At 66.8% G+C, this 25,319-nt stretch carries 23 protein-coding genes; 16 read left to right on the top strand and 7 right to left on the bottom strand.

What is annotated here, in order from left to right; genetic code table 11:
- The 4 genes from araB to DWV11_RS03555 all read left to right on the top strand — a co-directional run bounded on the left by araB (nucleotide 1) and on the right by DWV11_RS03555 (nucleotide 4,984).
- Nucleotides 1-1,770 (top strand): ribulokinase, encoded by a 1,770-nt coding sequence (gene araB, locus DWV11_RS03570; protein ID WP_115787518.1) that lies wholly within the window; start codon nucleotides 1-3, stop codon nucleotides 1,768-1,770.
- Nucleotides 1,767-2,459 (top strand): L-ribulose-5-phosphate 4-epimerase, encoded by a 693-nt coding sequence (locus DWV11_RS03565; RefSeq protein WP_115787517.1) that lies wholly within the window; start codon nucleotides 1,767-1,769, stop codon nucleotides 2,457-2,459. Before araB ends, DWV11_RS03565 begins: the two co-directional genes overlap by 4 nt.
- A gap of 75 nt (nucleotides 2,460-2,534) precedes the next feature.
- Entirely contained in the window at nucleotides 2,535-4,055 is a 1,521-nt protein-coding gene (gene araA, locus DWV11_RS03560) for an L-arabinose isomerase (protein WP_115787516.1), read from the top strand.
- 14 nt (nucleotides 4,056-4,069) lie between these two features.
- Nucleotides 4,070-4,984, top strand: coding sequence for an aldose 1-epimerase family protein (locus DWV11_RS03555; protein WP_245953416.1), 915 nt, complete (start codon nucleotides 4,070-4,072; stop codon nucleotides 4,982-4,984).
- Between the two features lie 251 nt (nucleotides 4,985-5,235).
- Here the strand turns inward: DWV11_RS03555 and DWV11_RS19905 are convergent, their stop codons facing one another.
- The 5 genes from DWV11_RS19905 to DWV11_RS03530 all read right to left on the bottom strand — a co-directional run bounded on the left by DWV11_RS19905 (nucleotide 5,236) and on the right by DWV11_RS03530 (nucleotide 10,094).
- Complete coding sequence (locus DWV11_RS19905; protein ID WP_136017874.1) at nucleotides 5,236-5,661, bottom strand: beta/gamma crystallin domain-containing protein; 426 nt, start codon at nucleotides 5,659-5,661, stop codon at nucleotides 5,236-5,238.
- A gap of 407 nt (nucleotides 5,662-6,068) precedes the next feature.
- A complete protein-coding gene (locus DWV11_RS03545; RefSeq protein ID WP_115787514.1) occupies nucleotides 6,069-6,875 on the bottom strand; it encodes an amino acid ABC transporter ATP-binding protein in 807 nt (268 codons plus the stop codon).
- Between the two features lie 10 nt (nucleotides 6,876-6,885).
- Nucleotides 6,886-7,677 carry an amino acid ABC transporter permease gene (locus DWV11_RS03540; RefSeq protein ID WP_115787513.1) on the bottom strand — a complete coding sequence of 264 codons (792 nt, stop codon included), beginning with the start codon at nucleotides 7,675-7,677 and terminating at the stop codon, nucleotides 6,886-6,888.
- 86 nt (nucleotides 7,678-7,763) lie between these two features.
- Nucleotides 7,764-8,570 (bottom strand): ABC transporter substrate-binding protein, encoded by an 807-nt coding sequence (locus tag DWV11_RS03535; RefSeq protein ID WP_115787512.1) that lies wholly within the window; start codon nucleotides 8,568-8,570, stop codon nucleotides 7,764-7,766.
- A 198-nt stretch (nucleotides 8,571-8,768) separates the two neighbouring features.
- Complete coding sequence (locus DWV11_RS03530; RefSeq protein WP_115787511.1) at nucleotides 8,769-10,094, bottom strand: isochorismate synthase; 1,326 nt, start codon at nucleotides 10,092-10,094, stop codon at nucleotides 8,769-8,771.
- 44 nt (nucleotides 10,095-10,138) lie between these two features.
- On the opposite strand from DWV11_RS03530, the gene DWV11_RS03525 reads away from it, so the two are divergent.
- The 4 genes from DWV11_RS03525 to DWV11_RS03510 all read left to right on the top strand — a co-directional run bounded on the left by DWV11_RS03525 (nucleotide 10,139) and on the right by DWV11_RS03510 (nucleotide 14,702).
- Nucleotides 10,139-10,900 carry a demethylmenaquinone methyltransferase gene (locus DWV11_RS03525; protein WP_115787510.1) on the top strand — a complete coding sequence of 254 codons (762 nt, stop codon included), beginning with the start codon at nucleotides 10,139-10,141 and terminating at the stop codon, nucleotides 10,898-10,900.
- Between the two features lie 33 nt (nucleotides 10,901-10,933).
- A complete protein-coding gene (locus tag DWV11_RS03520) occupies nucleotides 10,934-12,262 on the top strand; it encodes a geranylgeranyl reductase family protein (protein WP_115787509.1) in 1,329 nt (442 codons plus the stop codon).
- Nucleotides 12,263-12,272: 10 nt separating this feature from the next.
- Nucleotides 12,273-13,376 (top strand): polyprenyl synthetase family protein, encoded by a 1,104-nt coding sequence (locus tag DWV11_RS03515; RefSeq protein ID WP_115787508.1) that lies wholly within the window; start codon nucleotides 12,273-12,275, stop codon nucleotides 13,374-13,376.
- 438 nt (nucleotides 13,377-13,814) lie between these two features.
- The gene (locus DWV11_RS03510) at nucleotides 13,815-14,702 is read left to right on the top strand and encodes a type IV toxin-antitoxin system AbiEi family antitoxin domain-containing protein (RefSeq protein ID WP_115787507.1); all 888 of its coding nucleotides are present in this window, start codon (nucleotides 13,815-13,817) and stop codon (nucleotides 14,700-14,702) included.
- A gap of 119 nt (nucleotides 14,703-14,821) precedes the next feature.
- Here DWV11_RS03510 and DWV11_RS03505 read toward each other — a convergent pair whose 3' ends face one another.
- Together DWV11_RS03505 and DWV11_RS03500 are read right to left on the bottom strand one after the other, a co-directional pair.
- Nucleotides 14,822-15,244, bottom strand: coding sequence for a hypothetical protein (locus DWV11_RS03505; RefSeq protein ID WP_115787592.1), 423 nt, complete (start codon nucleotides 15,242-15,244; stop codon nucleotides 14,822-14,824).
- 18 nt (nucleotides 15,245-15,262) lie between these two features.
- Nucleotides 15,263-15,949, bottom strand: coding sequence for a trimeric intracellular cation channel family protein (locus DWV11_RS03500; protein WP_115787506.1), 687 nt, complete (start codon nucleotides 15,947-15,949; stop codon nucleotides 15,263-15,265).
- A gap of 72 nt (nucleotides 15,950-16,021) precedes the next feature.
- On the opposite strand from DWV11_RS03500, the gene DWV11_RS03495 reads away from it, so the two are divergent.
- The 8 genes from DWV11_RS03495 to DWV11_RS03460 form a co-directional block, all read left to right on the top strand.
- Nucleotides 16,022-16,735: a sirohydrochlorin chelatase gene (locus DWV11_RS03495; RefSeq protein ID WP_115787505.1), complete on the top strand. Its 714-nt coding sequence runs from the start codon at nucleotides 16,022-16,024 to the stop codon at nucleotides 16,733-16,735.
- A 110-nt stretch (nucleotides 16,736-16,845) separates the two neighbouring features.
- Nucleotides 16,846-18,591 carry a nitrite/sulfite reductase gene (locus tag DWV11_RS03490; RefSeq protein ID WP_115787504.1) on the top strand — a complete coding sequence of 582 codons (1,746 nt, stop codon included), beginning with the start codon at nucleotides 16,846-16,848 and terminating at the stop codon, nucleotides 18,589-18,591.
- Nucleotides 18,588-19,301, top strand: coding sequence for a phosphoadenylyl-sulfate reductase (locus DWV11_RS03485; protein ID WP_115787503.1), 714 nt, complete (start codon nucleotides 18,588-18,590; stop codon nucleotides 19,299-19,301). The genes DWV11_RS03490 and DWV11_RS03485 overlap by 4 nt, the downstream gene beginning before the upstream one ends.
- Nucleotides 19,298-20,251 carry a sulfate adenylyltransferase subunit CysD gene (gene cysD, locus DWV11_RS03480; protein ID WP_115787502.1) on the top strand — a complete coding sequence of 318 codons (954 nt, stop codon included), beginning with the start codon at nucleotides 19,298-19,300 and terminating at the stop codon, nucleotides 20,249-20,251. Before DWV11_RS03485 ends, cysD begins: the two co-directional genes overlap by 4 nt.
- Nucleotides 20,251-21,651, top strand: coding sequence for a sulfate adenylyltransferase subunit 1 (locus tag DWV11_RS03475; RefSeq protein WP_115787501.1), 1,401 nt, complete (start codon nucleotides 20,251-20,253; stop codon nucleotides 21,649-21,651). The genes cysD and DWV11_RS03475 overlap by 1 nt, the downstream gene beginning before the upstream one ends.
- Nucleotides 21,652-21,833: 182 nt before the next feature.
- Entirely contained in the window at nucleotides 21,834-23,114 is a 1,281-nt protein-coding gene (locus DWV11_RS03470; RefSeq protein ID WP_245953415.1) for a glycoside hydrolase 5 family protein, read from the top strand.
- A 5-nt stretch (nucleotides 23,115-23,119) separates the two neighbouring features.
- Complete coding sequence (locus tag DWV11_RS03465) at nucleotides 23,120-24,433, top strand: alpha-L-fucosidase (RefSeq protein ID WP_115787500.1); 1,314 nt, start codon at nucleotides 23,120-23,122, stop codon at nucleotides 24,431-24,433.
- Between the two features lie 335 nt (nucleotides 24,434-24,768).
- Nucleotides 24,769-25,319, top strand: a 551-nt coding sequence (locus DWV11_RS03460) for an ABC transporter substrate-binding protein (RefSeq protein WP_168404553.1), incomplete at its 3' end; no start/stop codon positions are given.

Here is a 25,319-nt window from a genome sequence, read left to right as displayed (position 1 = left end):
ATGGACGTCACTGCAGACGGCAGCGAAAAGTATGTCATCGGGGTGGACTACGGCACCCTGTCCGGCCGGGCCGTTGTGGTGCGGGTCCGGGACGGCAAGGAACTCGGCAGCGGGGTGTTCGACTACCCGCACGCGGTGGTCACCGACGCGCTTCCCGCGGACGTAGCGGGCGTAACAGGGGGAACGGCCGCCCGGCTTCCCGGCGAATGGGCGCTGCAGGTGCCACAGGACTATCGTGAGGTGCTCCGGCACGCGGTTCCGGCCGCGATTGCCGACGCCGGGATCGACCCCGCCGCCGTCGTCGGGATCGCCACGGACTTCACCGCCTGCACCATGGTGCCCGTCACGGCGGACGGCACCCCGCTGAACGAGGTACCGGGTTTCGCGAACCGCCCGCACGCCTATGTGAAGCTGTGGCGGCACCACGCAGCGCAGGCCCAGGCGGACCGGATTAACGCCCTCGCCGCCGAACGCGGGGAGGGCTGGCTGCCGCGCTACGGCGGGCTGATCTCCTCCGAATGGGAATTCGCCAAGGGCCTCCAGTTGCTCGAAGAGGACCCCGAAGCCTACGCGGCGATGGACCACTGGGTGGAAGCCGCGGACTGGATCGTCTGGCAGCTGTGCGGCAGCTACGTCCGGAACGCCTGCACCGCCGGCTACAAAGGCATCTACCAGGACGGCAGCTACCCTTCGGAAGACTTCCTCGCCGCGCTGAACCCGCAGTTCAGGGACTTCGTCAGCAGTAAACTGGAGCACACCATCGGCCGCCTCGGCCACGCCGCCGGCTACCTGACCGCCGAGGCCGCAGCCTGGACCGGACTGCCGGAAGGCATCGCCGTGGCAGTGGGCAACGTGGACGCACACGTCACCGCCCCCGCGGCCAAGGCAGTCGAACCGGGCCAGCTCGTGGCCATCATGGGCACCTCCACCTGCCACGTCATGAACGGCGCCGGGCTCCATGAGGTTCCCGGCATGTGCGGCGTGGTGGACGGCGGAATCGTGGACGGCCTCTGGGGCTATGAAGCCGGCCAGTCCGGCGTCGGCGATATCTTCGGCTGGTTCACCAAGTACGGGGTGCCGCCGGAATACCACCAGGCTGCCGCCGCGGCGGGCCAGGACATCCACGAATACCTGACCTCGCTCGCGTCCGGGCAGGCCATCGGTGAGCACGGCCTCGTGGCACTCGACTGGCACTCCGGCAACCGCTCCGTGCTGGTGGACCACGAACTTTCCGGCGTGATCGTCGGCCAGACCCTGGCCACCCGGCCGGAAGACATCTACCGGGCGCTCCTGGAGGCCACGGCCTTCGGCACCCGCACCATCGTGGACGCGTTCCGGGACTCAGGCGTTCCGGTGCAGGAATTCATCGTGGCCGGCGGCCTGCTGAAGAACCGGCTCCTCATGCAGATCTACGCTGACGTCACCGGCCTGCAGCTTTCCACGATCGGCTCCGCGCAGGGCCCGGCCCTGGGTTCGGCCATCCATGCCGCCGTCGCCGCCGGCAGTTACCCCGACATCAGGGCTGCGGCGGCCGCCATGGGTGCGGAACCAGGCGCGGTGTACACCCCGATCCCGGAGAACGTGGCAGCCTACGAGGAACTGTTCCGCGAGTACCGCGCCCTCCATGACTACTTCGGCCGGGGAAGCAACGAGGTGATGCACCGGCTCAAGGCGATCCAGCGCAAGGCCCGGGCCGGGTTCGACGCGGGCGCCGCCGTCGAACCCGCGGACGCAGCGCTCGCCGCACACGAAGCGGGAGTCCCCGCATGAGCACTTTGCTGGAATCCATTGCCACCGTCCGCCGGGACGTCTGCGCCCTGCATTCCGAGCTGACCCGCTACGAACTGGTCGTGTGGACTGCGGGGAACATCTCCGGGCGTATCCCCGGCCATGAGCTGATGGTCATCAAGCCCTCGGGCGTCTCCTACGACGAGCTGGCGCCCGAATTGATGGTGGTCACCGACCTGCACGGGACTCCGGTGGACGGTGACGGAACGGCTTACTGGGGGAATCCCGGGCTCTCCCCGTCCTCGGACACCGCTGCCCACGCCTACGTGTACCGGAACATGCCCGAGGTGGGCGGAGTGGTCCACACGCACTCCACGTACGCCACGGCCTGGGCGGCGCGCGGCGAGGAAATCCCGTGCGTGCTGACCATGATGGGCGACGAATTCGGCGGATCCATCCCGGTGGGCCCCTTCGCGCTGATCGGCGACGACTCGATCGGCCGCGGCATCGTGGACACCCTCTCGGCATCCAATTCGCCCGCCGTCCTGATGCAGAACCACGGCCCCTTCACCATCGGCAAGGACGCCCGCGCCGCCGTCAAGGCCGCCGTCATGTGCGAAGAGGTGGCCCGCACGGTGCATATCGCACGGCAGCTCGGCGAGCCCATGCCCATCGACGGGGCCAAGATCGACTCCCTCTACGAGCGCTACCAGAACGTCTACGGCCGCTAGGCCCAAGCAACCGGGCCGCTAGGCCCAAGCACCAGGCCGCTAAGCGTCCGCCCCCACGAACGTCAAGGAGACACCATGCCCACCGCCAACACCACGTCCCTGGACCATTACGAAGTCTGGTTCCTCACCGGCAGCCAGCACCTCTACGGTGAGGACGTCCTGAAGCAGGTGGCTGCCCAGTCCCGGGAAATCGCCGAGCTCCTGAACGCCTCCTCCGAGGTGCCGGTCAAGCTCGTCTGGAAGCCCGTGCTGACCGATTCGGACGCCATCCGCCGCACCGCCCTGGAAGCGAACTCGGACGACTCGGTGATCGGCGTGACCGCCTGGATGCACACCTTCAGCCCGGCCAAGATGTGGATCCAGGGCCTGGACCTGCTCCGCAAGCCGCTGCTCCACCTGCACACCCAGGCCAACCGGGACCTGCCCTGGGCGGACATCGACTTCGACTTCATGAACCTCAACCAGGCAGCCCACGGCGACCGCGAATTCGGCTACATCCAGTCCCGCCTGGGCGTGCCGCGCAAGACCGTCGTGGGCCACGCCTCCAACCCGAAAGTCGCCCGCCAGCTCGGCACCTGGCAGCGGGCCGCCGCGGGCTGGGCCGCCGTCCGCGCCCTGAAGCTGACCCGCTTCGGTGACAACATGCGCAACGTCGCGGTCACCGAGGGCGACAAGACCGAAGCCGAGCTGCGCTTCGGCGTCTCGGTCAACACCTGGTCGGTCAACGAACTCGCCGACGCTGTCCACGCGGCGGCGGAGTCCGACGTCGACGCCCTGGTTGCCGAGTACGAGCGCCTCTACGACGTGGCGCCGGAGCTCACGGCGGGCGGCGCCCGCCACGAATCGCTGCGCTACAGCGCCCGGATCGAACTGGGCCTGCGGTCCTTCCTGGAAGCCAACGGCTCCGCGGCCTTCACCACCTCCTTCGAGGATCTGGGCGAGCTCCGGCAGCTCCCCGGCATGGCTGTGCAGCGGCTCATGGCCGACGGCTATGGCTTCGGCGCCGAGGGTGACTGGAAGACTGCCATCCTGGTCCGCGCCGCCAAGGTGATGGGCGCCGGGCTGCCCGGCGGGGCCTCCCTGATGGAGGACTACACCTACCACCTCGCGCCCGGCTCGGAGAAGATCCTCGGCGCCCACATGCTCGAAGTCTGCCCGTCCCTGACCGCCGCCAAGCCGCGCGTCGAGATCCACCCGCTCGGCATCGGCGGCAAGGAAGACCCGGTCCGGATGGTGTTCGACACCGACGCGGGCCCCGGCGTCGTCGTCGCGCTGTCCGACATGCGCGACCGCTTCCGTCTCGTGGCGAACGCCGTTGACGTCGTCGACCTCGAGCAGCCGCTGCCCAACCTGCCGGTGGCGCGGGCGCTCTGGGAACCGAAGCCCGATTTCGCCACCTCTGCCGCCGCGTGGCTCACCGCCGGCGCGGCCCACCACACGGTATTGTCCACGCAGGTGGGCCTGGACGTGTTCGAGGACTTCGCCGAGATCGCCAAGACCGAACTCCTGACCATCGACGAGGGCACCACCATCAAACAGTTCAAGAAGGAACTCGCCTGGAACGCCGCCTACTACAAGCTGGCAGGCGGGCTGTGACCGGGCACCGGGCTGTGACCAGGCAAAACACCGTGAACGAATACCGCATCCGCTCGGGGGAGTACAGCGCCGTCATCACGGCACGCGCCGCGGCCCTGCGCGAACTCCGGCACGGGGAACGGGACATCGTGGTCCCGTTCCCCGCCGGCGGGCCGATCCCCGACTACCGCGGCATCATCGCCGCGCCCTGGCCCAACCGGATCGCCGACGGTCAATACACCTTCGACGGCGTCGAATACCACGTCCCGATCAACGAGCCCGCCCGGAGCTGCGCCCTCCACGGCTTTCTGTTCGAACTGGACTGGACCCTTGATTCGCAGGAGGAATCCGCCGTCACCCTTTCCTGTTCACCCGCGCCGACGGCGGGATACCCGCACGCGCTGCGCCTCGCCGTCGAATACCGGCTGACGGACGCCGGCCTGCGGATCGCCGTCACCGCGGCGAACCTTGGCCGTACGGCCGCGCCGTACGGCGTCTGCCCGCACCCGTACCTGGTGGCAGGCCCGTCGCCCCTGGACCAGTGGATCCTGGAAATCCCGGCCGGGGCATGCCTGGAAGTCACCCCGGATCGCCTGCTGCCCAAGGAAACGCGCAGCGTGGAGGGCCACGCCTTCGACTTCCGGTCGCCCCGCGCCATCGGCGCCACCGAGATTGACCACGCCTTCACGGACATCGCGTTCGACGGCGGCGGCCAGGCCCGAGTGCTCGTCCGGGACCCCGGCGGGACCGGCGTCGGGATGTCCTGGGACAGCAGCTGCCGGTGGCTGCAGATCCACACCGCGGACAAGGAAGCCCCGGCGCTGAACCGCCTGGGCCTGGCCGTGGAACCCATGAGCTGCCCCCCGGACGCCTTCAACAGCGGAACGGACCTCGTGCGGCTCGAAGCAGGCGCCACGCACAGCACGGCGTGGACTATTTTCGCGGTGTGACCGGGCGGCCTGAGCCAGCTAATCCGCGGACCAGTCAATCCTGCAGGGCCTTTCCTTGCATACCGCTCGAAGTCAGAGGCGCCCGCGCTCCGGCGAGATCGAACTCTGCGTTTGAACCCGAAATGTACAGTGAATGCCCTGTTGTCTCCACCTTGCGAAAACAACAGGGCATTCAATGCTCTATACAATAGGCTCACTGAGTAGCAAATCGGTCGATGACTCCAGCCTTAGCTTGCCTATATGAGGCATCATCAGTGAATCGTGATGCTCTTGATCCAAATTCCGGTCGGATTTGGATTTGACCAAGATGACCATTTCCCGAGGTAAAATGACCCGTCGGAAAAGCCGCCCGAATAGTAAGTCACTGTTATCGCGTTATTTCCACTTGAAATTCTGGCAATAGACTGTCTGAGTTGGGGCGGGATGATAGTCAATCCGGCGTAGGCAAAGCAGTCGCTCTGACCATTGAACTGCGTTATTTTGAGGTAATCGGTACGGGTTCCGCATTGCACCATGGTCGTGGCGTTGGCCGCAGTCGCAGCAACGAGCGGAACTCCTAGGCCTAATACGATGCTAACCAGCGCTGATGAAACTAAACGACCCACTTTCAATGTATCCCCCAAATTTTGAAGTCCGGTTGGAATCCAGATCCTTGCATCATCTTGAACGACTGTCAATCAATCCTGTATTCAAAATTGTTGCGACGCAATTGTTGTCGCTCGTTCGCTCCCTCGGAATTGTGCGACGTCCGAGAGTAAGGCCAAACGCGCGGCCCAGGTTTGCGATGCACAAATAGGTAGTCGCCCATGGATTCCCGGAGGCGGCTGTCAATCCTGCGATTTAGAGAACGCGGCTGAGGAATTCCGTGGTGACCGCGTGCTGAGGGTTTGGTGTAGTCGGATTGTTCCAGCTAGCGGTGTAGCGTGTCAACGGAAATAGGAGCAAAACGAAAAACAGGATTTGATTATGTTTTCGGGGCAGGTTGAGAATATTTCGGGCCTCCTGGCTTTGCCTGACCCCTGAATTTCAACTCTGGTTTGGACCGCGGCCCCTGCGCCCGGAAACACGGCCGCGGTCCAAACCGTTAGTCTTCCGCGACCTCGATGTGAGTGGGATCCAGGACCCGGCGCAGGAACTCCTGCGTACGTGGCTGCTGTGGGGCGCCGATGACGCGCTCGGCTACGCCTTCCTCGACCACCACGCCGCCGTCCATGAAGACCACACGGTCGGCTACTTCGCGGGCGAAGGCCATTTCGTGAGTGACCACGAGCATGGTCATGCCTTCGCGGGCGAGCTTGCGCATGACGGCGAGCACGTCGCCGACCGTTTCGGGGTCGAGCGCCGAGGTGGGCTCGTCGAAGAGCATCAGCTCGGGGTTCATGCTGAGCGCACGGGCGATGGCTACGCGCTGCTGCTGCCCGCCGGAGAGTTGGTCAGGGAAGCGCTTGGCGAGGTGCCCCAGGCCAACACGTTCCAAGTTCGCCTGGGCGATCTTGTCAGCTTCGCCCTGGGAGCGCTTGAGCACCTTGGTCTGGGCAATAGTGCAGTTCCGCAGCACGTCAAGGTGCGGGAAGAGGTTGAACTGCTGGAAGACCATGCCTACTTTGCGGCGCATCTTGTCGATGTCCACGTCCGGGTCGGTGGCTTCGAAGCCGCCCACCTGGATGGCGCCTTCGTTGGGCTGTTCGAGCAGGTTCACGCAGCGCAGCAGGGTGGACTTGCCGGACCCGGAGGGACCGATCAGGCAGACGACCTCGCCCGGCCGTACTTCCAGGCTGATGCCCTTGAGGACTTCGTTGGAGCCGTAGGATTTGCGGAGGTCCTTGATTGACACGCCGGCGGCGTGCACCGTCTGGGTACCGCCGGGGTTGGTGGTTTCGACGTCGTTCATGGCTTCCTGCCTATCGCTTGGTCCGCGCGCTGCGGCTTTCGAACTTCCGGGCCAAGAGGCTCAACGGGATGGTGACCACGAGGTAGAACGCGCCTGCCACCAGGAGGGGAGTCAGACCGGCGCCGAGGCTGGAGATGCCGTCGCGGCCGAACTTGGTGAGTTCGTACTGGGACGCGGTCAGGCCCAGCACGTAGATCAGGGAGGAGTCCTTGGTCAGCAGGATGATCTCGTTGGTCAGCGGCGGCAACACGATCTTGAAGGCCTGCGGGATGATGATGGTCACCATTGCCCGCCACTGTGGCATGCCCAGGGAGCGGGCCGCTTCCAGCTGTCCCTTGGGGACCGCTTGGAGGCCGGCGCGCAGTGTTTCGGCGATGTAGGCCGCTGCCACCATGCCCAGAGACACCATCACCACCACGAAGATGGGCCACTGCACGCCGAAGGCCAGCGGGACGCCGTAGCCGAAGGCGATGAAGACCAGAAGGGCGGGGATGCCACGGAAGAACTCGATGTAGCCGGTGGCGATCCAGCGGTAAAGCGGGAAGGTGGAAAGCTTCATGAGGGCCAGCAGCAAACCGCCGGAGAGGCCCACGATGAAGCCGAGCGCTGTGTAGATCAGCGTATTGACTAACCCGGCGGTGAAGATCCCGGGGAACATCGGGCCGATCCTGCCGAAGTTGAAGACGTTGGCGCTGATGGTCTTCCAGTCGGTGGCCAGCAGCAGGGCGGCAATTGCCACCACGAAGATTCCTGCTTGGACGTACAGGCTGGTTTTGGCTCGTTGACGTGCGGTCATTGCCATGGTGTTCTCACATTCATGTTGCGCGGCGGAGGCCCCGTGCAGACGCTCACACGGGGCCTCGCAGCGTATGTCTCAGGCCGGACGTACTACTTTGCGGCTTCGCCGAAGTAGGTGGTTTCGAGCTTCTTCAGGGTTCCGTCGTCGGTGAGGCGCTTGAGGGTCGCGTTGACCTTCTCGGCCATGGCGGTGTTGCCCTTCTTGATGGAGATGCCGAGCTTTTCACCCGTTGCGTAGTTCTCCACGCGCTTGAACTTGGTGTCGTCCTTGATGGCGTAGCCGAGCACGGACTGGTTGCCCAGGGCGGCGTCGATGGTACCTGCCTTGAGGGCCTGGACCAGGAGGCCGGTGTCCTCGAACTGCTGTGCGTCAAGGCCCTTGTCCTTGGCGTACGCGGCGCCGGTGGTGGCCTGCTGCACACCCACCTTCTTGCCCTTGGCGCTGTCGATGTTCGTGATGCCGGAGGCGTCCGAGGCGACGAGGGTGAGGTCGTCGTTCAGGTACGGGTCGGAGAAGTCCATGACGTTCTTGCGGGTGTCCGTGATGGAAATCGAAGAGATGGAAACGTCGCAGCCGGTCAGCGCGGTACCGGTTTCGATGGCCTCGAAAGAGCTGTCCACAACGTTGAGCTCGGCGTTCAAGTCCTTTGCCAGTTCATTGGCGATGTCGATGTCAAAGCCGACGATCTTGCCGTCTTTCTGATACTCGAAGGGCTCGTAGGGGATGTCGGAGCAGACGGTGAGCTTGCCTGCGTTGATCAGGCTGACCGAGCCGGAGCTGCTTGCTGCAGGTGCAGGAGCGCCGCCACCGCAGGCGGTCAGGGCGAGTGCACCGGCAGCGAGGAGACCTGCCGCCTTCACCTTGGAACTGCCGAGGAACGAACGGGAGATATGCATTTGTTTACCTTTTGTTGCGGGGGACTCGAAGCAAATCGGTCTTTAGTGTAGCGCCGACCGTGAGATGTTCGTCACAGGAAACTAAGTTTCACTATTGGATAACCAACTCATCCAAAAATCAAGCCTATCCCTGCCAAGCAAGTCTCTAATCCCAGATTCTTCGGCTACATGGGCGAAAAAACCACGCCGCAGCGCCGGTCAGTTCTGGATGCCGAGGGACTCGAGCATCGGGCGGAACTTCGCCCAGGTCTCGGCAAGCTCGGTTTCCGGCACCGAGCCCTCCACGATCCCGCAGCCCGCGAACATCCGCACCGAGGTGGGGGACTCGATCACGGCCCCGCGCAGGGCGATGCCCCATTCCCCGTTGCCTGCGGCATCCAGCCAGCCCACCGGCCCGGCGTACGGTCCGCGGTCCATGTGCTCAAGCCGCCGGATCAGGGCGCCGGCAACGGTGGTCGGCGTGCCGCAGACCGCCGCCGTGGGATGCAGGGCGTTGATGAGTGCCAGGCACGTGGGGACGTGCCCTTCGATGTCGGCGAGTTCGGCCTTCACGTCCGAGGCCAGGTGCCACACGTTCGGCAGTTCCAGGATGAACGGCTCGCTGTGCGCGTTCATGGCCTCGGAGAACGGTGCAAGTTGGGTGGTGAGCGACTGGATGGCGATTTCGTGTTCGTGCCGCTGCTTCTCCGAGCCGGCCAGCACCCGTTCCGCATATTCCATGGGGGAGCCGTCCACGCCCTCGGCGTCGCGCCGGTCAAGCGTTCCGGCCAGGACCCGGGCCTGGGCGGTGCGGCCCTCCACCTGGATCAGCATTTCGGGGGTCGCGCCCACCAGGCCGTCCACGCCGTACGTCCAGCACTCCCGGTAGTTGCGCGTGAGGTTCCGCAGCACCTCCGCCGAACGGACGCCGTCGGGCAGGGTGGCCACGACGTCGCGCGCGAGCACCAGCTTCTCGAGCTTCCCGGTGCGGATTTCGGCGACGCCGTCCGCCACCGCCTGCTTCCAGTCCTCCTCGCTCAGCGAGCCGCTCTTCAAAGTAAAGGATCGCCCGACGGCGGTGCTGCCGCCGTCGGGCGACCCGAGTCCGGTATCCGGGACATCAAGCCAGCCAGCCAGGGCGGCGCGCGCGCCGGCTTCGGTGAGTTCGACGTCGTCGAGGGTCAGTTGGGTGAGCCAGGAGCGCCCGTCGCGGATGCCCACCACGATTTCGGGCAGGATCAGGCGGGACTCGAACGGCGAGGTCTTGGAAAAAGCGAAGGTCCCGAAAGCGAGGGGGCCGGTGCCGGGAATGCCCACATGGTCGGTGATCTCGGCTTCGATGACCATGTGCCGCCACCAGATATCGGCCTCGAGGAAGCGTTCGGGGCCGCTGCCGGTGAAGCGGGTGAGCTCGCCGAAGGCCACGAGTCCGTCCTCGCGGCGCGTCCAGCAGAGGGCGTCGTCCCGCACCAGAAACGACGGCAGCCCCCCGGCGGTGGCGTCTTCATCGAGGGGGACTGTCAAGGTGCGGAGCGTGCTCGTCATGATGGAACAACAGTACTCCGGGGATTGTCTGAGACAATTGCTGGGTGAATCGAGCATCCTTGGAAAAGCGCCCGGACGAAGTTGCGACGATGTTTGACGATGTCGCCCCCAAATACGATGTCGTGAACGACGTCCTTTCCATGGGGCAGACCCGGCGCTGGCGCCGGGTGGTGGTCGAAGCCGTGGACGTCAGGAAAGGGCAGCGGGTGCTCGATCTCGCCGCCGGAACCGGAACCTCCAGCGAGCCGTACGCCGACGCCGGCGTCGACGTCGTGGCCTGCGATTTCTCCCTCGGGATGCTCAAGGTGGGCAAGCGCCGCCGCCCGGACATCAATTTCGTGGCAGGGGACGCCACCAACCTTCCCTTCGCGGACAACAGCTTCGATGCCACCACCATTTCCTTCGGTCTGCGCAACGTGAACGAACCGCACAAGGCCCTCGCGGAAATGCTGCGCGTGACCAAGCCGGGCGGACGCCTGGTCATCGCCGAATTCTCCGCGCCCGTGGTGCCGTTGTGGCGCACCATGTACACCGAATACCTGATGCGCGCCCTCCCTGCGATCGCCACCAAGGTCTCCTCCAACCCGGATGCCTACGTCTACCTCGCCGAATCCATCCGCGCCTGGCCGGACCAGGACCACCTGGCCGCGTGGCTGCAGGAAGCCGGCTGGCAGGATGTCACCTACCGCAACCTCAGCGGCGGCATCGTGGCCGTGCACCGCGCCTCCAAACCGGCCAACGGGCACTCGGACAGCGTTCCCGTGGCCAAGCTGCGCCGCCAGCTCAAGCCGCGCCGCACCTCCTAGTTCCGGTTCTCCCCGTAGTTATCCAAGGACGTTGTGAACGTACTGATTGTTGGCGCCGGGCCCGCCGGGTCCACCGCCGCGTATTACCTTGCCCGCGCCGGAGTGGACGTGACCGTGCTGGAAAAGACCAGCTTCCCGCGGGAAAAGGTCTGCGGCGACGGCCTCACCCCACGTGCGGTCCGTGAAATCCAGAAGCTCGGCCTGCCGCACGCCGAGGCCGACGGTTGGCGCCGCAACAAGGGCCTGCGCCTCATCGCTGGCGGTCGCACCATCGAACTGCCCTGGCCGGACGTCTCCGATTTCCCCAGCTACGGGCTGATCCGGACCCGCCTCGGCTTTGACGAGGAACTGGCCCGGCACGCCCAGGCGGCGGGCGCCGTCGTCCTGGAACGCCACAGCGTCACCGAAGCGCTCCGGAACGAGGACGGCCGCGTCATCGGCGCACGGGCCGCGATCCTCGACGGAGCCGGACGCAAGACCGGCGAAACGCGCGACTTCCATGCCGACGTCGTCCTCGCTGCCGACGGCAACTCCACCCGGACGGCCGTCTCGCTGGGCATACACAAGCGCGACGACCGGCCGCTCGGCGTCGCGGTGCGCACCTACTTCACCTCGCCGCGCACGGACGACGACTGGATGGAAGGCTGGCTGGAACTTCCCGGCAAGTCAGGCAAACCGCTGCCCGGCTATGGCTGGGTGTTCGGCGTCGGCGACGGCACCTCCAACGTGGGCCTGGGCATCCTGAACTCCTCCAAGGAATTCGGCAAGCTCGACTACAAACAGGTCCTGCGCGAGTGGACTGCAGCCATGCCCGCCGAGTGGGGCTTCACCCCGGAGAACCAGGTGGGGGAGATCCGCGGCGCCGCGCTGCCCATGGGCTTCAACCGCACCCCGCACTACTCGCCAGGGCTCCTGCTGCTGGGCGACGCCGGCGGCATGGTGTCCCCGTTCAACGGCGAAGGCATCTCCTACGCCATGGAGTCCGCGCGCTTCGCCGCGGAGTTCATCATCGACGCTTCAGCCCGAGCCGCTTCCGCCGGAACCTACGACGCCGACGCGCACCTGGCGCGCTACGCGGACCATGTACGGGGGCAGTGGGGATCGCACTTCACCCTGGGCCGGGCATTTGCCGCGCTGATCGGCAAGCCTGCCGTCATGAAGCTCGCGCTGCGGACCGGCATGCCGTTGCCGCTGCTCATGCGCTTCGTGGTCCGCATGTTGGCCAACCTCACCGATTCCTCCGCCAAGGGCCTCGAAGACCGTGTGATCCGGGTACTCGAAGCCATGGTGCCGGCCACGTCCAACAGTGGCGCTTTGAGGGCGGCCGGCTCCGACACCGCGGTTTCCGCAACGACTAGTTAGGGTTAAGCCTGTGACTCACTCTGCCGAACACAGCTGGACGCATGCAGGGCACGGACTGCCCGACACTGCGGAACCCGCTCCCAGCACCACTGCGATCGCCACGGGACTGCAGCTACCCGCGGGATTCGCTGCCATCGCCGCCGACGCCGAGCTGGGCCCTGCCATCACCACGAACCTCGCCCGCGTGGAGAAGCAGCTCCGCGAGGCCATCGCCAACTCGGACCCGCTGGCGGACGCAACGTCGCGTCACCTGGTGGAAGCAGGCGGCAAGCGCATCCGGCCGCTACTCACGCTACTGTGTGCGCACCTGGGTGACGCGTCCCGGCCCGAAGTGGTGCAGGCCGCCGTCGTCGTTGAACTGACCCACCTGGCCACGCTCTACCACGACGACGTGATGGACTCCGCCCCGTTCCGCCGCGGCGCTCCCACCGCCCACGAGGTGTGGGGCAACTCCGTGGCGATCCTCACCGGTGACCTCATCTTCGCCCGCGCCTCGATCCTGGTGTCCGAACTCGGCTCCCGTGCCCTGGGCATCCAGGCCCGCACGTTCGAACGCCTGTGCCTGGGGCAGCTGCACGAGACCGTGGGCCCGCGTGAAGACGAAGACGCCGTGGAGCACTACCTGTCCGTCATCGCCGACAAGACCGGCTCCCTGGTTGCCGCGTCCGGCCAACTCGGCGCCATCTTCGCCGGGGCCGACGAGGCGTTTGAGGACGTCTTGGTGGAGTACGGCGAGAAGGTCGGTGTGGCCTTCCAGTTGGCCGACGACGTCATCGACGTCACCGGGGTCAAGGTCAAGTCCGGCAAGTCCCCGGGGACCGACCTGCGCGAAGGCGTGCCGACCTTGCCGGTGCTCCTGCTCCGCAAGGCCGCGGCGAACGGCGATCAGTCCGCCGTTTCGCTGCTTGAACTGGTGGACGGCGACCTGTCCTCGGATGCAGCCCTGGCCGAGGCCGTTGCCGGGCTCCGCGAGCACCCGGTCACCGCCGAGTCCTGGGTGATTGCCCGCCAGTGGGCCGCTGAGGCCGTGGCGGCCCTGGCGCCGCTGCCGGAGGGCGTGGTGAAGGACTCGTTGAGCAACTTCGCGCACGCCGTGGTGGAGCGCAGCAGCTGACTTTTTCCTGGAACACCCAACTGACAACTGCGAGTCAGTTGGGTGTTCCTGCTTAGCGGCTTAAACGGAATGACCCCGGTTCCCCGCAACGTTACGAGTCAAACGTTGCGCGAAACCGGGGCCATAATCTCCGTTCGCATCAGACCCACCGGAGGCATTTAGTGAATCCGTGAAACAGCTTATGACAACTTTGTCATAAGCGCAACCCTGGCGGTCAACTCTCATTTACGAATGGAGGCGCGGGTGGCCTGCCGGCGCGCTTCGCGGACCTGCCGGGTCCTTCCTGACCCTGTTCGCCACGACGAACCGCGCGACACGCCGGCCAAGCGGCGAAATGGGCCCCTCAAGCCCTGAAACAAAGTCAGGAAGGCCGGTCCGTTATCCACAAAGGCGTTCCCGGCCCCTCCAAACTGCTCCTCCGGCTGGTGGAGTTGTCACATGGACCTCGTTCAATTTGTCCGCACGCGGGGCGGAGTGGCCAGAACGGCGCAGCTCCGGAAGGCCGGATTTTCCAAGAGGGAGCTGTCGGAAGGCCTGCAGGATGGCCGGTTGAGCCTGGTCCGCAGGGGTGTTTACGCCGTCGAAGAGCCGGACCGGGCAATCCTTGCCGCGGTGCAGGCGAACGCGAAACTGAGCTGCGTCTCGGCAGGCCGGTTTTATGGCCTGTGGCAACTCCGCGAGCCCGGAACGCCGGAAGAGCCCGGAACGCTGCACGTTAGTTGCGGCAACGGAGTCCCCAAAGCAGGCATGGTGGACCATTCGAGCTGCGTTCATCCAGCCCACCCCTACTTGCCCGTGGCAGGCCTGGCGGACGTGCTTCTCCATGCCATGCGCTGCCTGCATGAGCTTGAGGCCCTGGTAATGGTCCAATCCGCCGTCAGCCAAGGAAGCATCACGGTGGACTTCCTGCGGCAGAAGCTCCCGGGAAACCGGAACGGGGTGGCCCGCTCAGTGCTGGACCTCGTGATCCCGCGGGCGGACTCCTTGACGGAGGTGCTGGCCCGCACCCACTTCATCCGCGCGGGCCTCATGGTCCGGATGCATGCCGAGGTGCCGGGCGTGGGTGAGATCGACTGCCTGATCGAGGACTGCCTGGCCGTGGAGCTTGACGGCGGCAGCCACATGGAGCCGCGGCAGGTGAAGAAGGACCACCGGCGGAACAACGCCGCACTCAGGGCCGGACTGTTGCCCTTGCGGTACTACTACGACGACGTCGTGCACCATCCGGAGCGGATGGTTGCACAGGTGCTCACTGTCCTGCGCCTGAGGGAAGCGGGAACGTTCGGCTCAGGGCAGGCTTCGCCGTTCTTTCCCGACCCTGATTGACACGCAAAAGGCCGCGACGCGCCGTGGGAGAGGCGTGTCGCGGCCCTGCGGGTTTCAAAGAGGGTCAGGAAGGACGGCAGCAAGTCCAGGTCCCGGCAATCCGGCCCGCAGTACGAACCCTAGTCCTCGTCGCTGAAGGCCCAGTCGAACATGTCAAAGACGAACTCGGAGAACGTGCCGTCCTCGCTTTTCCACTGCCCGCGGACGTTGTTCCGGCGCCACACGATGGGGTCCGGGACGCTGAGGTCGGACACGCGGAAGCCCCAGGTGAAGCGCTCCTCTTCGTCCTCGAGGAACATGAGGAAGCCTTCGTCGTCCACTTCGAGTTCCTCGGGGTCCCAAAAGTAGTGGTAGGCCTCCATGAGGTCTTCGCAGCCGCCGAGGGCGAGGTAGAACTCGCGCAGGACCAGGGGGATGGTGAAGCTGTGGGCGGAAAGTGCCTCGTCCAGCTCGGCCGGAGTCAGGCCGTCTTCTTCCTGCCATTCGTCCTCGAGATACTTCGGAACAAGCGCACGGAACTTCTCGAGGAACATCTCAGTCATGGCTTCCATCCTAGCCAATCAGGGGCGTCGGAATTTCTTCCGCTGGCGCACCCTGACTTTCGTACCGTGGGCCGTCCGGTACCAGCCGCGCACGGCCAGCGGCACCCGCCAGCTCCAGCGCCACGCGGCCACCCGGAACAGGAAGACGGCGGCAGCAACGAGGGCGGCGCTGACCCCGTTGAAGGTGCCGCTGTGCCACAGCCACGTGGTCAGCCCCGCCCCCAGGAAGGCGGGCAGGGCGTAGAGGTCGCGGTCGTTGAAGAGCGAGGGGACTTCGTTGGCGGTGATGTCCCGCAGTACCCCGCCGCCCACCGCCGTGGTCACGCCCAGAAGGATGGCGGCCACCGGGTTCATCCCGGACGCCAGGGCCTTGACGGTGCCGGTGATGCAAAACAGGGCCAGCCCGCCGGCGTCGAACAGGGTCAGCAGCGACGTGAAGCGCTGGACGCTGAAGAACAGGAAGTACACCAGCCCCGCGGCGAGCACCGGCAGAAGCAGGTACACGGGATTGCTGAAGGCCGCCGGAATACCGGCGCCGATGATGATGTCGCGGATCACCCCGCCGCCAAGCGCAACGAGGCCGGCCAGCATGAGTGAGCCGATGATGTCGAACTGCTTGCGGGCAGCCAGGAGCGAGCCCGACACCGCAAAGAAGAACACACCCGCCAGATCCAGCCATGCCAAGGCCAGGTCGAAGCTGAACACGCGCAGGTCTCCTCAGTCGTTAGGGATTGTCATCAAGGCGGACAAGTACTGACCCAACGTTACGCTGGGGGAATGAGCGAACCCGTCCTGATTGCCTGTGCCCACGGAACCCGCAACGCAGAGGGCCAGGCAGCCATCCGCCAGGTCCTCGCCGAGATCGAGGCGCTGCGACCGGGGCTGCAGGTGGTCGAAGCCTACGTGGACGTCCAGGAGCCGGAACTTTCCGCGGTGGTGGCGGGCCTGCCTGAGGGGACGGCCGCCGTCGTCGTTCCCCTGCTGCTGGGCACCGGCTACCACGTGAAGGTGGACATCCCCAAGGCAATCAAGGCCCGTCCGGAGGTTACCGCGGCGCCGCCGCTGGGCCCGGACCCGCGGCTGGCCGGGCTGCTCGCCGAGCGCCTGCGCGAGGCCGGGCTGCGCGAGGACGACGGCGTGCTGCTCGCCGCCGCGGGGTCCTCGCTGCCGGACGGCTCCGTCGATTCCGAGGAGCAGGCGCGGCTGCTCGCCGAGCTGCTGCCGAACAAGGTGCGCGTCGCCTACGGTGCCAGTGCCGAACCGAACGTGCCCGACGGCGTCGCGGCCCTGCGTGCTGAACTCACCGGCGGCGACCCGGACGGGGGAGCGGGCCGGGTGGTCGTGTCGTCCTACCTGCTTGCCACGGGGTACTTCCATGACCAGCTGTTCAAAGCGGAGGCCGACATTGTTACGGCACCGGTGCTGCCATCCCCGGTGCTCGCGGAGATTGCGCTGGAACGGTACGACGCCGCCGTCGCGCTCCTGCCCTAACGCCGCAAAAATGCAAGGCCCGCGGCGTGTTCGTGACGAAATGTTTCCCTAGGTGACTTAGCGTTTCCGGACCTTTGTGACGCAATTCCGGCCACCCCTACAGTCGATGCATGACTGATACTGCTCTAGCCGGAGCGTCCGCGGACCAGGCTGCTCCGAAGCGCCCGGTGCGCGCGTCCCGCCCTGCCGCAAAACCCCATGGCCAGTGGAAGGTTGACGGCACCACGCCGCTCAACGCCAACGAAACCTGGAAGCAGGAAGACAACGGGCTGAACGTCCGCGAGCGTATCGAGTCCGTGTACTCCAAGAACGGCTTCGACTCGATCGACGGTACCGACCTCCACGGCCGCTTCCGCTGGTGGGGCCTCTACACCCAGCGCAAGCCCGGGATCGACGGCGGCAAGACCGCCACCCTCGAACCGCACGAGCTCGAAGACAAGTACTTCATGCTGCGCGTCCGCATCGACGGCGGCGCCCTCACCACCGAGCAGCTGCGCGTCATCGGCGAGATCTCGGTGGAGTTCGCCCGCGACTCCGCGGACCTCACCGACCGCCAGAACGTCCAGCTCCACTGGATCCGCGTGGAGGATGTCCCGGAAATCTGGCGCCGCCTCGAAGCCGTGGGCCTGTCCACCACCGAGGCCTGCGGCGACGTGCCCCGCGTCATCCTCGGCTCCCCGGTGGCCGGCATCGCCAAGGACGAGATCATCGACCCCACGCCGCTGATCCACGAGCTGTCCGAGCGCTTCATCGGCGACCCGGAACTGGCCAACCTGCCGCGCAAGTACAAGACCGCCATCACCGGCCACCCGTCCCAGGACGTGGTGCACGAAATCAACGACTTCGCCCTGGTGGGCGTGGTGCACCCTGAGCTCGGTGCAGGCTACGACCTCTGGGTCGGTGGCGGCCTGTCCACCAACCCCCGCCTGGCCGAACGCCTGGGCGTGTTCGTCTCCGCGGACGTTGCTGCCGAAGTCTGGCTGGGCGTCACCAGCATCTTCCGCGACTACGGCTACCGCCGCATGCGCACCAAGGCCCGCCTGAAGTTCCTCATGAACGACTGGGGCCCGGCCAAGTTCCGCGAGGTCCTCGAGGACGAATACCTCGGCTTCAAGCTTCCGGACGGCCCCGCCGCGCCCAAGCCCTCCACCCCCGGCGACCACGTGGGCATCCACGAACAGAAGGACGGCAAGTTCTTCATCGGCGTCACCCCCACGGTGGGCCGCGTTTCCGGCTCGATCCTGGTGAAGCTCGCCGACACCCTGGAAGCCCATGGCTCCCGGCGCCTGCGCACCACCCCGCACCAGAAGCTCGTGGTGCTGGACGTGGAGAAGGACCAGGTGGAGCCGCTCGTGGCCGAGCTGGACACCTTGGGCCTGTCCGCCCGCCCGTCCCTGTTCCGCCGCGGCACCATCGCCTGCACCGGCATTGAGTTCTGCAAGCTGGCCATCGTGGAAACCAAGGCCACGGCCGCCACCGCGATCGCCGAGCTGGAGACCCGCCTGGCGGACCTCGTGGAGAGCAAGCAGCTTCCGCAGGCCCTGTCCCTGCACATCAACGGCTGCCCCAACTCCTGCGCCCGCATCCAGACGGCGGACATCGGCTTGAAGGGCATGATGCTGCCGACTCCCGACGGCGACCCCACGCCGGGCTTCCAGGTGCACCTGGGCGGCGGGCTCGCCAACAACGACCGCGCCGAGGCAGGCCTCGGCCGCACCGTCCGCGGCCTGAAGGTCACTGCCGAAGACCTGCCGGACTACGTCGAGCGCGTCGTCCGGAAGTTCGTCGCCGTGGGTGCCGAAGGCCAGACCTTCGCCGAATGGGCACACTCTGCCGATGAAGGAGACCTCCAGTGACAATCGCCACCAAGCGCACCGTCGAGGACCTCAAGGCGCTGGCCGAAGCCGGCGCGGGGGAGCTGGGCTGGAACCCCACCGCCCAGGACGTCATCGCCTGGGTGGCCCGCAACTTCGAGCTGCCCGCCGTCGCTGTGGCCTGCTCCATGGCCGACGCCGTCCTGCCGGCCCTCGTGGCTGACCAGATCCCCGGCGTCGAGGTGCTGTTCCTGGAAACCGGCTACCACTTCCCGGAGACCTATGCCACGCGCGACGAAGTCGCCGCGAACCTGCGGGTGAACGTGGTGGACGTCCTGCCGGAGAACACCGTGGAACAGCAGGACCGGCTCCTGGGCAAGGACCTGTTCGCCCGCGACGCCGCCCAGTGCTGCGCCCTGCGCAAGGTCCAGCCGCTGCGCCGCTCGCTGGCCGGCTACGAGGTCTGGTTCACCGGCGTGCGCCGCGACGAGGCCCCCACCCGGACCAACACCCCGGTAGTCACCTGGGACGAGTCCTTCGGGCTGGTCAAGGTGAACCCGATGGTCGACTGGACCTTCGACCAGCTGGTCGAGTACTCCGAGGACAACATCCTTCCCGTCAATCCACTCCTGAGCCAGGGCTACCCGTCCATCGGATGCCAGCCCTGCACCCGGAAGGTGGCCCCGGGCGAAGACCCCCGCGCCGGCCGCTGGTCAGGAACCGACAAGACAGAATGCGGACTACACACATGAGCACGTACACAACCGAGGAGCCCACGCAGGTGACCGACGCCGCAGTTTCCACGTCGACCCGACTGTCTTCCCTGGACACGCTCGAGTCCGAGGCCATCCACATCATCCGTGAGGTCGTGGCCGAATTCGAGCGCCCCGCGCTGCTGTTCTCCGGCGGCAAGGACTCCGTGGTGATGCTGCACCTGGCCACCAAGGCTTTCTGGCCGGGCAAGGTGCCGTTCCCGGTGCTGCACGTGGACACCGGCCACAACTTCCCGGAGGTCATCGACTTCCGTGACCGCACAGTGGAGCGCCTGGGCCTGAAGCTCGTGGTCGGCTCCGTGCAGGAGTTCATCGACCGCGGCGAACTCGCCGAACGCGCCGACGGAACCCGCAATCCGCTGCAGACCGTGCCGCTGCTGGACGCCATCCAGCGCAACAAGTTCGACGCCGTCTTCGGCGGCGGCCGCCGCGACGAGGACAAGGCCCGCGCCAAGGAGCGCATCCTGTCCCTGCGCGACGAGTTCGGCCAGTGGGACCCGCGCAACCAGCGTCCCGAGCTGTGGAACCTCTACAACGGCCGCCACACCGTGGGCCAGCACGTCCGCGCCTTCCCGATCAGCAACTGGACCGAGCTGGATATCTGGCGCTACATCGAGCGTGAGAACATCGAACTCCCCAGCCTGTACTACGCCCACCAGCGCGAGGTTTTCGCCCGCGACGGCATGTGGCGCGCGGTGGGCGAAGTGTCCCAGCCGCTGCCGCACGAAGAGGTCATCACCAAGACGGTCCGTTACCGCACGGTGGGCGACATGTCCTGCACCGGTGCGGTCGAGTCCGACGCTTACACCGTGGCCGACGTCGTTGTCGAAGTCGCCGCCTCCACCCTCACCGAACGTGGCGCCACCCGCGCAGATGACCGCATCTCCGAGGCCGCCATGGAAGACCGCAAGAAGGACGGCTACTTCTGATGAGCACCGAAACCGCACTGATTGAAAGCGGCCTGCGCGAATCCACGCTGTTCCGCTTCGCTACCGCCGGATCCGTCGACGACGGCAAGTCCACCCTGGTGGGCCGGCTCCTGCACGATTCCAAGGCGATCCTCGCCGACCAGCTCGACGCCGTTGCCCGCACTTCCGCGGACCGCGGGTTTGGCGGCGACAAGGGCGGCATCGACCTCGCCCTGCTGACCGACGGCCTGCGCGCCGAGCGCGAGCAGGGCATCACCATCGACGTCGCGTACCGCTATTTCGCCACCGACCGCCGCAGCTTCATCCTGGCCGACTGCCCGGGCCACGTGCAGTACACCAAGAACACGGTGACCGGCGCGTCCACCGCGGACGCCGTCGTCGTGCTCATCGACGCCCGCAAGGGTGTCCTGGAGCAGACCCGCCGCCACCTGTCCGTGCTGCAGCTGCTGCGCGTCGCCCACGTGATCGTGGCCGTGAACAAGATCGACCTGGTCGATTTCAGCGAGGACGTGTTCCGCGCCATCGAGGCCGACGTCCAGCAGGTGGCCCGCGACCTGGGCATCGGTGCCGACGGCATCAGCGACGTTCTGGTGGTCCCGGTGTCCGCCCTCGACGGCGACAACGTGGTGGACCGCTCCGTCCGCACTCCCTGGTACTCCGGCCCGGCCCTGCTCGAGGTCCTGGAGACCCTGCCTGCGGCCGATGAGCTGGAAAGCCACCTGGAGAGCTTCCGCTTCCCGGTGCAGCTGGTGATCCGTCCGCAGGGCGCCCTGGCGCCTGACGCGGTGGCCGGCGGGCTCGACGCCGAGGCGTACCGCGACTACCGCGCCTACGCCGGTCAGATCACCGAGGGCTCGGTGAAGGTCGGCGACCAGGTCACGGTGCTGAGCCCTGGCCACGAACCCCGGAACACCACGGTCACCGGCATCGACTTCGCGGGCCGGGAACTCGAGGAAGCTGCGGCCCCGCAATCCGTGGCGATCCGCCTGGCCGAGGAGATCGACATCGCCCGCGGTGACACGATCGCCGCCGCCGGCACGGTCGCGGACAGCACCGCCGACCTGTACGCCTCCCTGTGCTGGCTGTCGCCGAAGCCGCTGCGCGAAGGCGCCAAGGTGCTCGTGAAGCACGGCACCCGCACGGTGCAGGCCCTGGTGCGCAACGTCAGCGGCAAGCTGGACCTGGGCACTTTCAACGTCGAGGAAGCCTCCACCCTGGAGCTCAACGACATCGGACACGCCCAGCTCCGCCTGGCCGCGCCGCTGCCGGTGGAAAACTACCAGCGCCACCGCCGCACGGGTGCGTTCCTGGTGATTGACCCGCTCGACGGCAACACCCTGGCCGCCGGCCTGGTGAAGGACCACCCGGGCGACCACGAAGAAGAGCGCTACGTCATCTGAGGTTTGTGCGCCCTGAAGGGTGCCGCCTGCAACCGCAGCCTGTCCGCGAAGCCGGAACCGCAAGGTCCCCGGACGCGGATGGGCTGCGGTTTTTTGTTTGCCTTTTGTTCCTTGACGCACAGACATCCGATGTTTATGCTCGACTGACGATCGCAGTCTGACGCCGAACCATCGGGGAGCCAGTGCAGGAAATTACGAAGCCGAAGGGCACCCGGCCGTTGCGACTGGGCGCCAATTACACGCCAAGCCGCGGCTGGTTCCACAGCTGGCAGGACTTCGACTCCGACGAGGTCCGCCGCGACCTCGAGTCGATCGCGAAGCTCGGCCTCGACCACATCCGGGTGTTCCCGCTGTGGCCCGAACTCCAGCCCAGCCGCACCCTGATCCGGCGGAAGGCCGTGGAGGACGTCGGCGCCGTGGTGGACGCGGCCGCGGAATTCGGCCTGGACGCCAGCGTCGACGTCCTGCAGGGCCACTTGTCCAGCTTCGACTTCCTGCCGCCATGGCTCAGCGCGTGGCACCGCCGCAACGTTTTCACGGACCCGGAGGCCGTGGCGGCCGAAGCCCGCCTTGTCCGGGCCCTCGCCGCCGAACTCTCCGGCCGTCCCAACGCCCTGGGCCTCACCGTCGGCAATGAAACCAACCAGTTCGCTGCGCCATGGCACCCCGATCCCCACGTGCTCTCCGGCGACGAGGCGGGCGACTGGCTCGCCACGCTGCTGGGGGCCGCCAAGGCCGCCTGGCCCCGGGGGAGCCACCAGCATTCCTTCGACGACTCGGCCCTGTTCAACGAAGACATGGCTTTCACCCCGCGGCACGCGGCAACCCTGGGCGACGTGAGCACCGTGCACTCCTGGGTGTTCGGCGGTGCCGGCCAGCGCTACGGCGAACGCCACCCGGCCCTGGCGCACTTCGCCGACTACCTCGTCCAGTACGTCACGGCCTTCGCTGCGGACCCGGCCCGTCCGGTGTGGGTCCAGGAAGTCGGTGCACCCGCACCCTGGGTTGCCGCCGGGGATGCCGCGGACTTCGCCACCGCAACGGTGCGCCACCTCGCCGGCACCCCGAACCTCTGGGGCATCACCTGGTGGTGCTCGCACGACGTCAGCCGGGAGCTCGGGGACTTCCCGGAACTCGAATACTCGCTCGGCCTCCTGGACAGCAGCCGTCAGCCAAAACCCGCCGGGCTTGCCCTGGCCGAACTCATAGGTGAGCTGCGCACCGCGCCGCCCGCCGCCGTCGTGCGCAGGAACGCCATGGTCATCGCGCTCGACGACGAACAGAGCACCGCCGGGCGCGGCCGCTACGCCGTCACGGGGGAGTTCTTCGACACCTGGCTGCAGGCCGTCGTCGACGGTGAACCGCCGGCCCTGGTGCTGGAAAGCCGCGCCGCGGACCCCGCGTACCTCGCCGCCCGTGGCATCACGGACATCATCGGCACCTCCCGATCCCTCCGAAAGTGAACCCCATGCAGCACATCAAAGCCACCCCTGCCCAACTCGCCTGGCAGGCCGACCGGATGGGCGTCTTCTTCCACTTCGGCATCAACACCTTCCACGGCAAGGAGTGGAGTGACGGGACCCTGCCGGCGTCGTCGTTCAACCCCGCGCAGTTGGACGCCGCACAGTGGGTCCGCACCGCGCGGGAGGCCGGCGCGAAATACGTGGTGCTCACCGCGAAGCACCACGACGGTTTCTGCCTGTGGCCCACCGAGCTGACGGACTACTCGGTAGCGTCCTCCCCGTGGAAGGACGGCAAGGGCGACGTCGTGGCAGAGGTGGCGGCCGCGTGCCGGAAATACGGCTTGAAGCTGGGCCTCTACCTTTCGCCCTGGGACCGCAATGCCCAGTGCTACGCCGACTCCAAGGCCTACGACGAGTTCTACCTCGGCCAGTTGCGTGAGCTGTGCAGCAACTACGGGGAACTGCACGAACTGTGGTTCGACGGCGCCGGCTCCGAAGGCCACGAGTACGACTGGGGCCGCATCGCCGCCCTCATCGAGGAACTGCAGCCCGGCGCCATGGTGTTCAATATGGGCCAGCCGACCATCCGCTGGGTGGGCAACGAGGACGGCCTGGCCGCCGACCCGGTGGAGTACGTCGTGGAGCAGACCGACTTTTCCAACTACACCGTGGTCACCACCAAACTCGAGGAAGCCCTCTACCTGCCGCCGGAATGCGATGTCTCGATCCGCCCCGGCTGGTTCTGGCACGGAAATGAAGAACCCAAGACCCTTGAGCACCTGCTGGCCATCTACTACCGCTCGGTAGGCCTGGGCGCGAACCTGCTCCTGAACCTGCCGCCCGACGCCCGCGGCCTGCTCCCCGAGGAGGACGTGGAACGCGTGCGGGAATTCGGCGCCGAGATCGGCCGCCGTTTCGGCACGCCGCTGCCGGCGTCCCTCCGGGACCTGGGGGAGGGGCGCTGGGAGCTGGACTTCGGACGGCCCGTCACCATCGACCACCTGATGCTCGCCGAGGACCTGTCCGAGGGCCAACGGGTGCGGGGTCATCGGATCAGTGTTGCCGATCGTGTTCTGGACGCCGACGGCGGCCGGCCCGCTTCGGGAGCGACGCTTCTTGCCTCCGGCGGGACGGTCGGTTCCCAGCGCATTCACGCCTTCCCGGCCGTCACGGTCCAGCGGCTCACCGTTGAGCTGGACGGCTCCGGGGAAGCTCACGACGGCGCCCGGCTGGCCGCCGTCGACGGCTTCAGCACCGGCGCCGAAAGCGTGCCGGAGATCGCCTACCTGGCTCCCACCACCTACCCCGAAGACCACTGAATGCCCGCGCGGTTTCGCTGGACCGGTTCCGGTGCCCACCGGTTTCACCCCCGAAAATGTTGCTTGCCCGCTCAAATTTGACCGGGTGACCAACGTTTTCCGGGGGCATTTACGGTAGGGACGGAAGCGTCGTCGGGTCGAACCCGCCAACGTTCCGGTATATGACGCCGGATGAAGTTGCGTGACCCCGGGTTTCCACGCCGTTGAACGGCTAACAGGCCAGTCCCTACTGTGAATCCATGACCATGACGGACTGGTCCTTGCATGCCCTTCCAAGGCGATGTTGCGGGACCTGATTTTTCAGCCCCGCCCGCAACATCTTCAAAGGAACCCCGATGTCACAAACCCCAGAGCAACGTCCCGGCATGGTCCGGATCGTTGCCGGTGAGAGCAACAAGCCCAGGGCCGGGCGCGGCCTGAAAGTGGGCATCGCCGTCGGCCTGGCCCTGCTGATCGGCGGCGGTGCCGCGGTCGCTTCGGCGGTCGCCCGGAACAACGCCGCCCCGGCAGCCGCGCCCTCCCCGGCCGCTGAGCTGCGCCTGGGCTACTTCGGCAACGTCACCCACGCCCCGGCCCTGGTGGGGGTCAGCAAGGGATTCATCGCCAAGGAACTCGGCGCCACGAAGCTGAGCACCCAGGTCTTCAACGCCGGCCCGGCCGCGATCGAGGCCCTGAACGCCGGCGCGATCGACGCCACCTACATCGGCCCGAACCCGGCCATCAACTCCTTCGTCAAAAGCAAGGGCGAGTCCGTCCGGATCATCGCCGGTGCCGCCGCCGGCGGCGCGCAGCTGGTCGTCAAGCCCGGGATCACCTCAGCCGCCGGTTTGAAGGGCAAGACCCTGGCCTCCCCGCAGCTGGGCGGCACCCAGGACGTGGCGCTGCG

It is taken from the genome of Arthrobacter silvisoli (assembly GCF_003369445.1).
GTDB classification, from domain to species: Bacteria; Actinomycetota; Actinomycetes; order Actinomycetales; family Micrococcaceae; genus Arthrobacter; species Arthrobacter silvisoli.
Note: the sequence above shows the minus strand (reverse complement) of the source record. Positions and strands in the feature narration are given on the sequence as shown.

Bases quoted from the DNA above. Each gene is read 5' to 3' on its own strand.
- DWV11_RS03565 (WP_115787517.1), top strand. From the start codon at position 1,767: ATGAGCACTTTGCTGGAATCCATTGCCACCGTCCGCCGGGACGTCTGC.
- DWV11_RS03510 (WP_115787507.1), top strand. From the start codon at position 13,815: ATGGACCTCGTTCAATTTGTCCGCACGCGGGGCGGAGTGGCCAGAACG.
- araB (WP_115787518.1), top strand. From the start codon at position 1: ATGGACGTCACTGCAGACGGCAGCGAAAAGTATGTCATCGGGGTGGAC.
- DWV11_RS03535 (WP_115787512.1), bottom strand. From the start codon at position 8,570: ATGCATATCTCCCGTTCGTTCCTCGGCAGTTCCAAGGTGAAGGCGGCA.
- DWV11_RS03475 (WP_115787501.1), top strand. From the start codon at position 20,251: ATGAGCACCGAAACCGCACTGATTGAAAGCGGCCTGCGCGAATCCACG.
- cysD (WP_115787502.1), top strand. From the start codon at position 19,298: ATGAGCACGTACACAACCGAGGAGCCCACGCAGGTGACCGACGCCGCA.
- DWV11_RS03540 (WP_115787513.1), bottom strand. From the start codon at position 7,677: ATGGCAATGACCGCACGTCAACGAGCCAAAACCAGCCTGTACGTCCAA.
- araA (WP_115787516.1), top strand. From the start codon at position 2,535: ATGCCCACCGCCAACACCACGTCCCTGGACCATTACGAAGTCTGGTTC.
- DWV11_RS03530 (WP_115787511.1), bottom strand. From the start codon at position 10,094: ATGACGAGCACGCTCCGCACCTTGACAGTCCCCCTCGATGAAGACGCC.
- DWV11_RS03505 (WP_115787592.1), bottom strand. From the start codon at position 15,244: ATGACTGAGATGTTCCTCGAGAAGTTCCGTGCGCTTGTTCCGAAGTAT.
- DWV11_RS03465 (WP_115787500.1), top strand. From the start codon at position 23,120: ATGCAGCACATCAAAGCCACCCCTGCCCAACTCGCCTGGCAGGCCGAC.
- DWV11_RS03495 (WP_115787505.1), top strand. From the start codon at position 16,022: ATGAGCGAACCCGTCCTGATTGCCTGTGCCCACGGAACCCGCAACGCA.
- DWV11_RS03490 (WP_115787504.1), top strand. From the start codon at position 16,846: ATGACTGATACTGCTCTAGCCGGAGCGTCCGCGGACCAGGCTGCTCCG.
- DWV11_RS03545 (WP_115787514.1), bottom strand. From the start codon at position 6,875: ATGAACGACGTCGAAACCACCAACCCCGGCGGTACCCAGACGGTGCAC.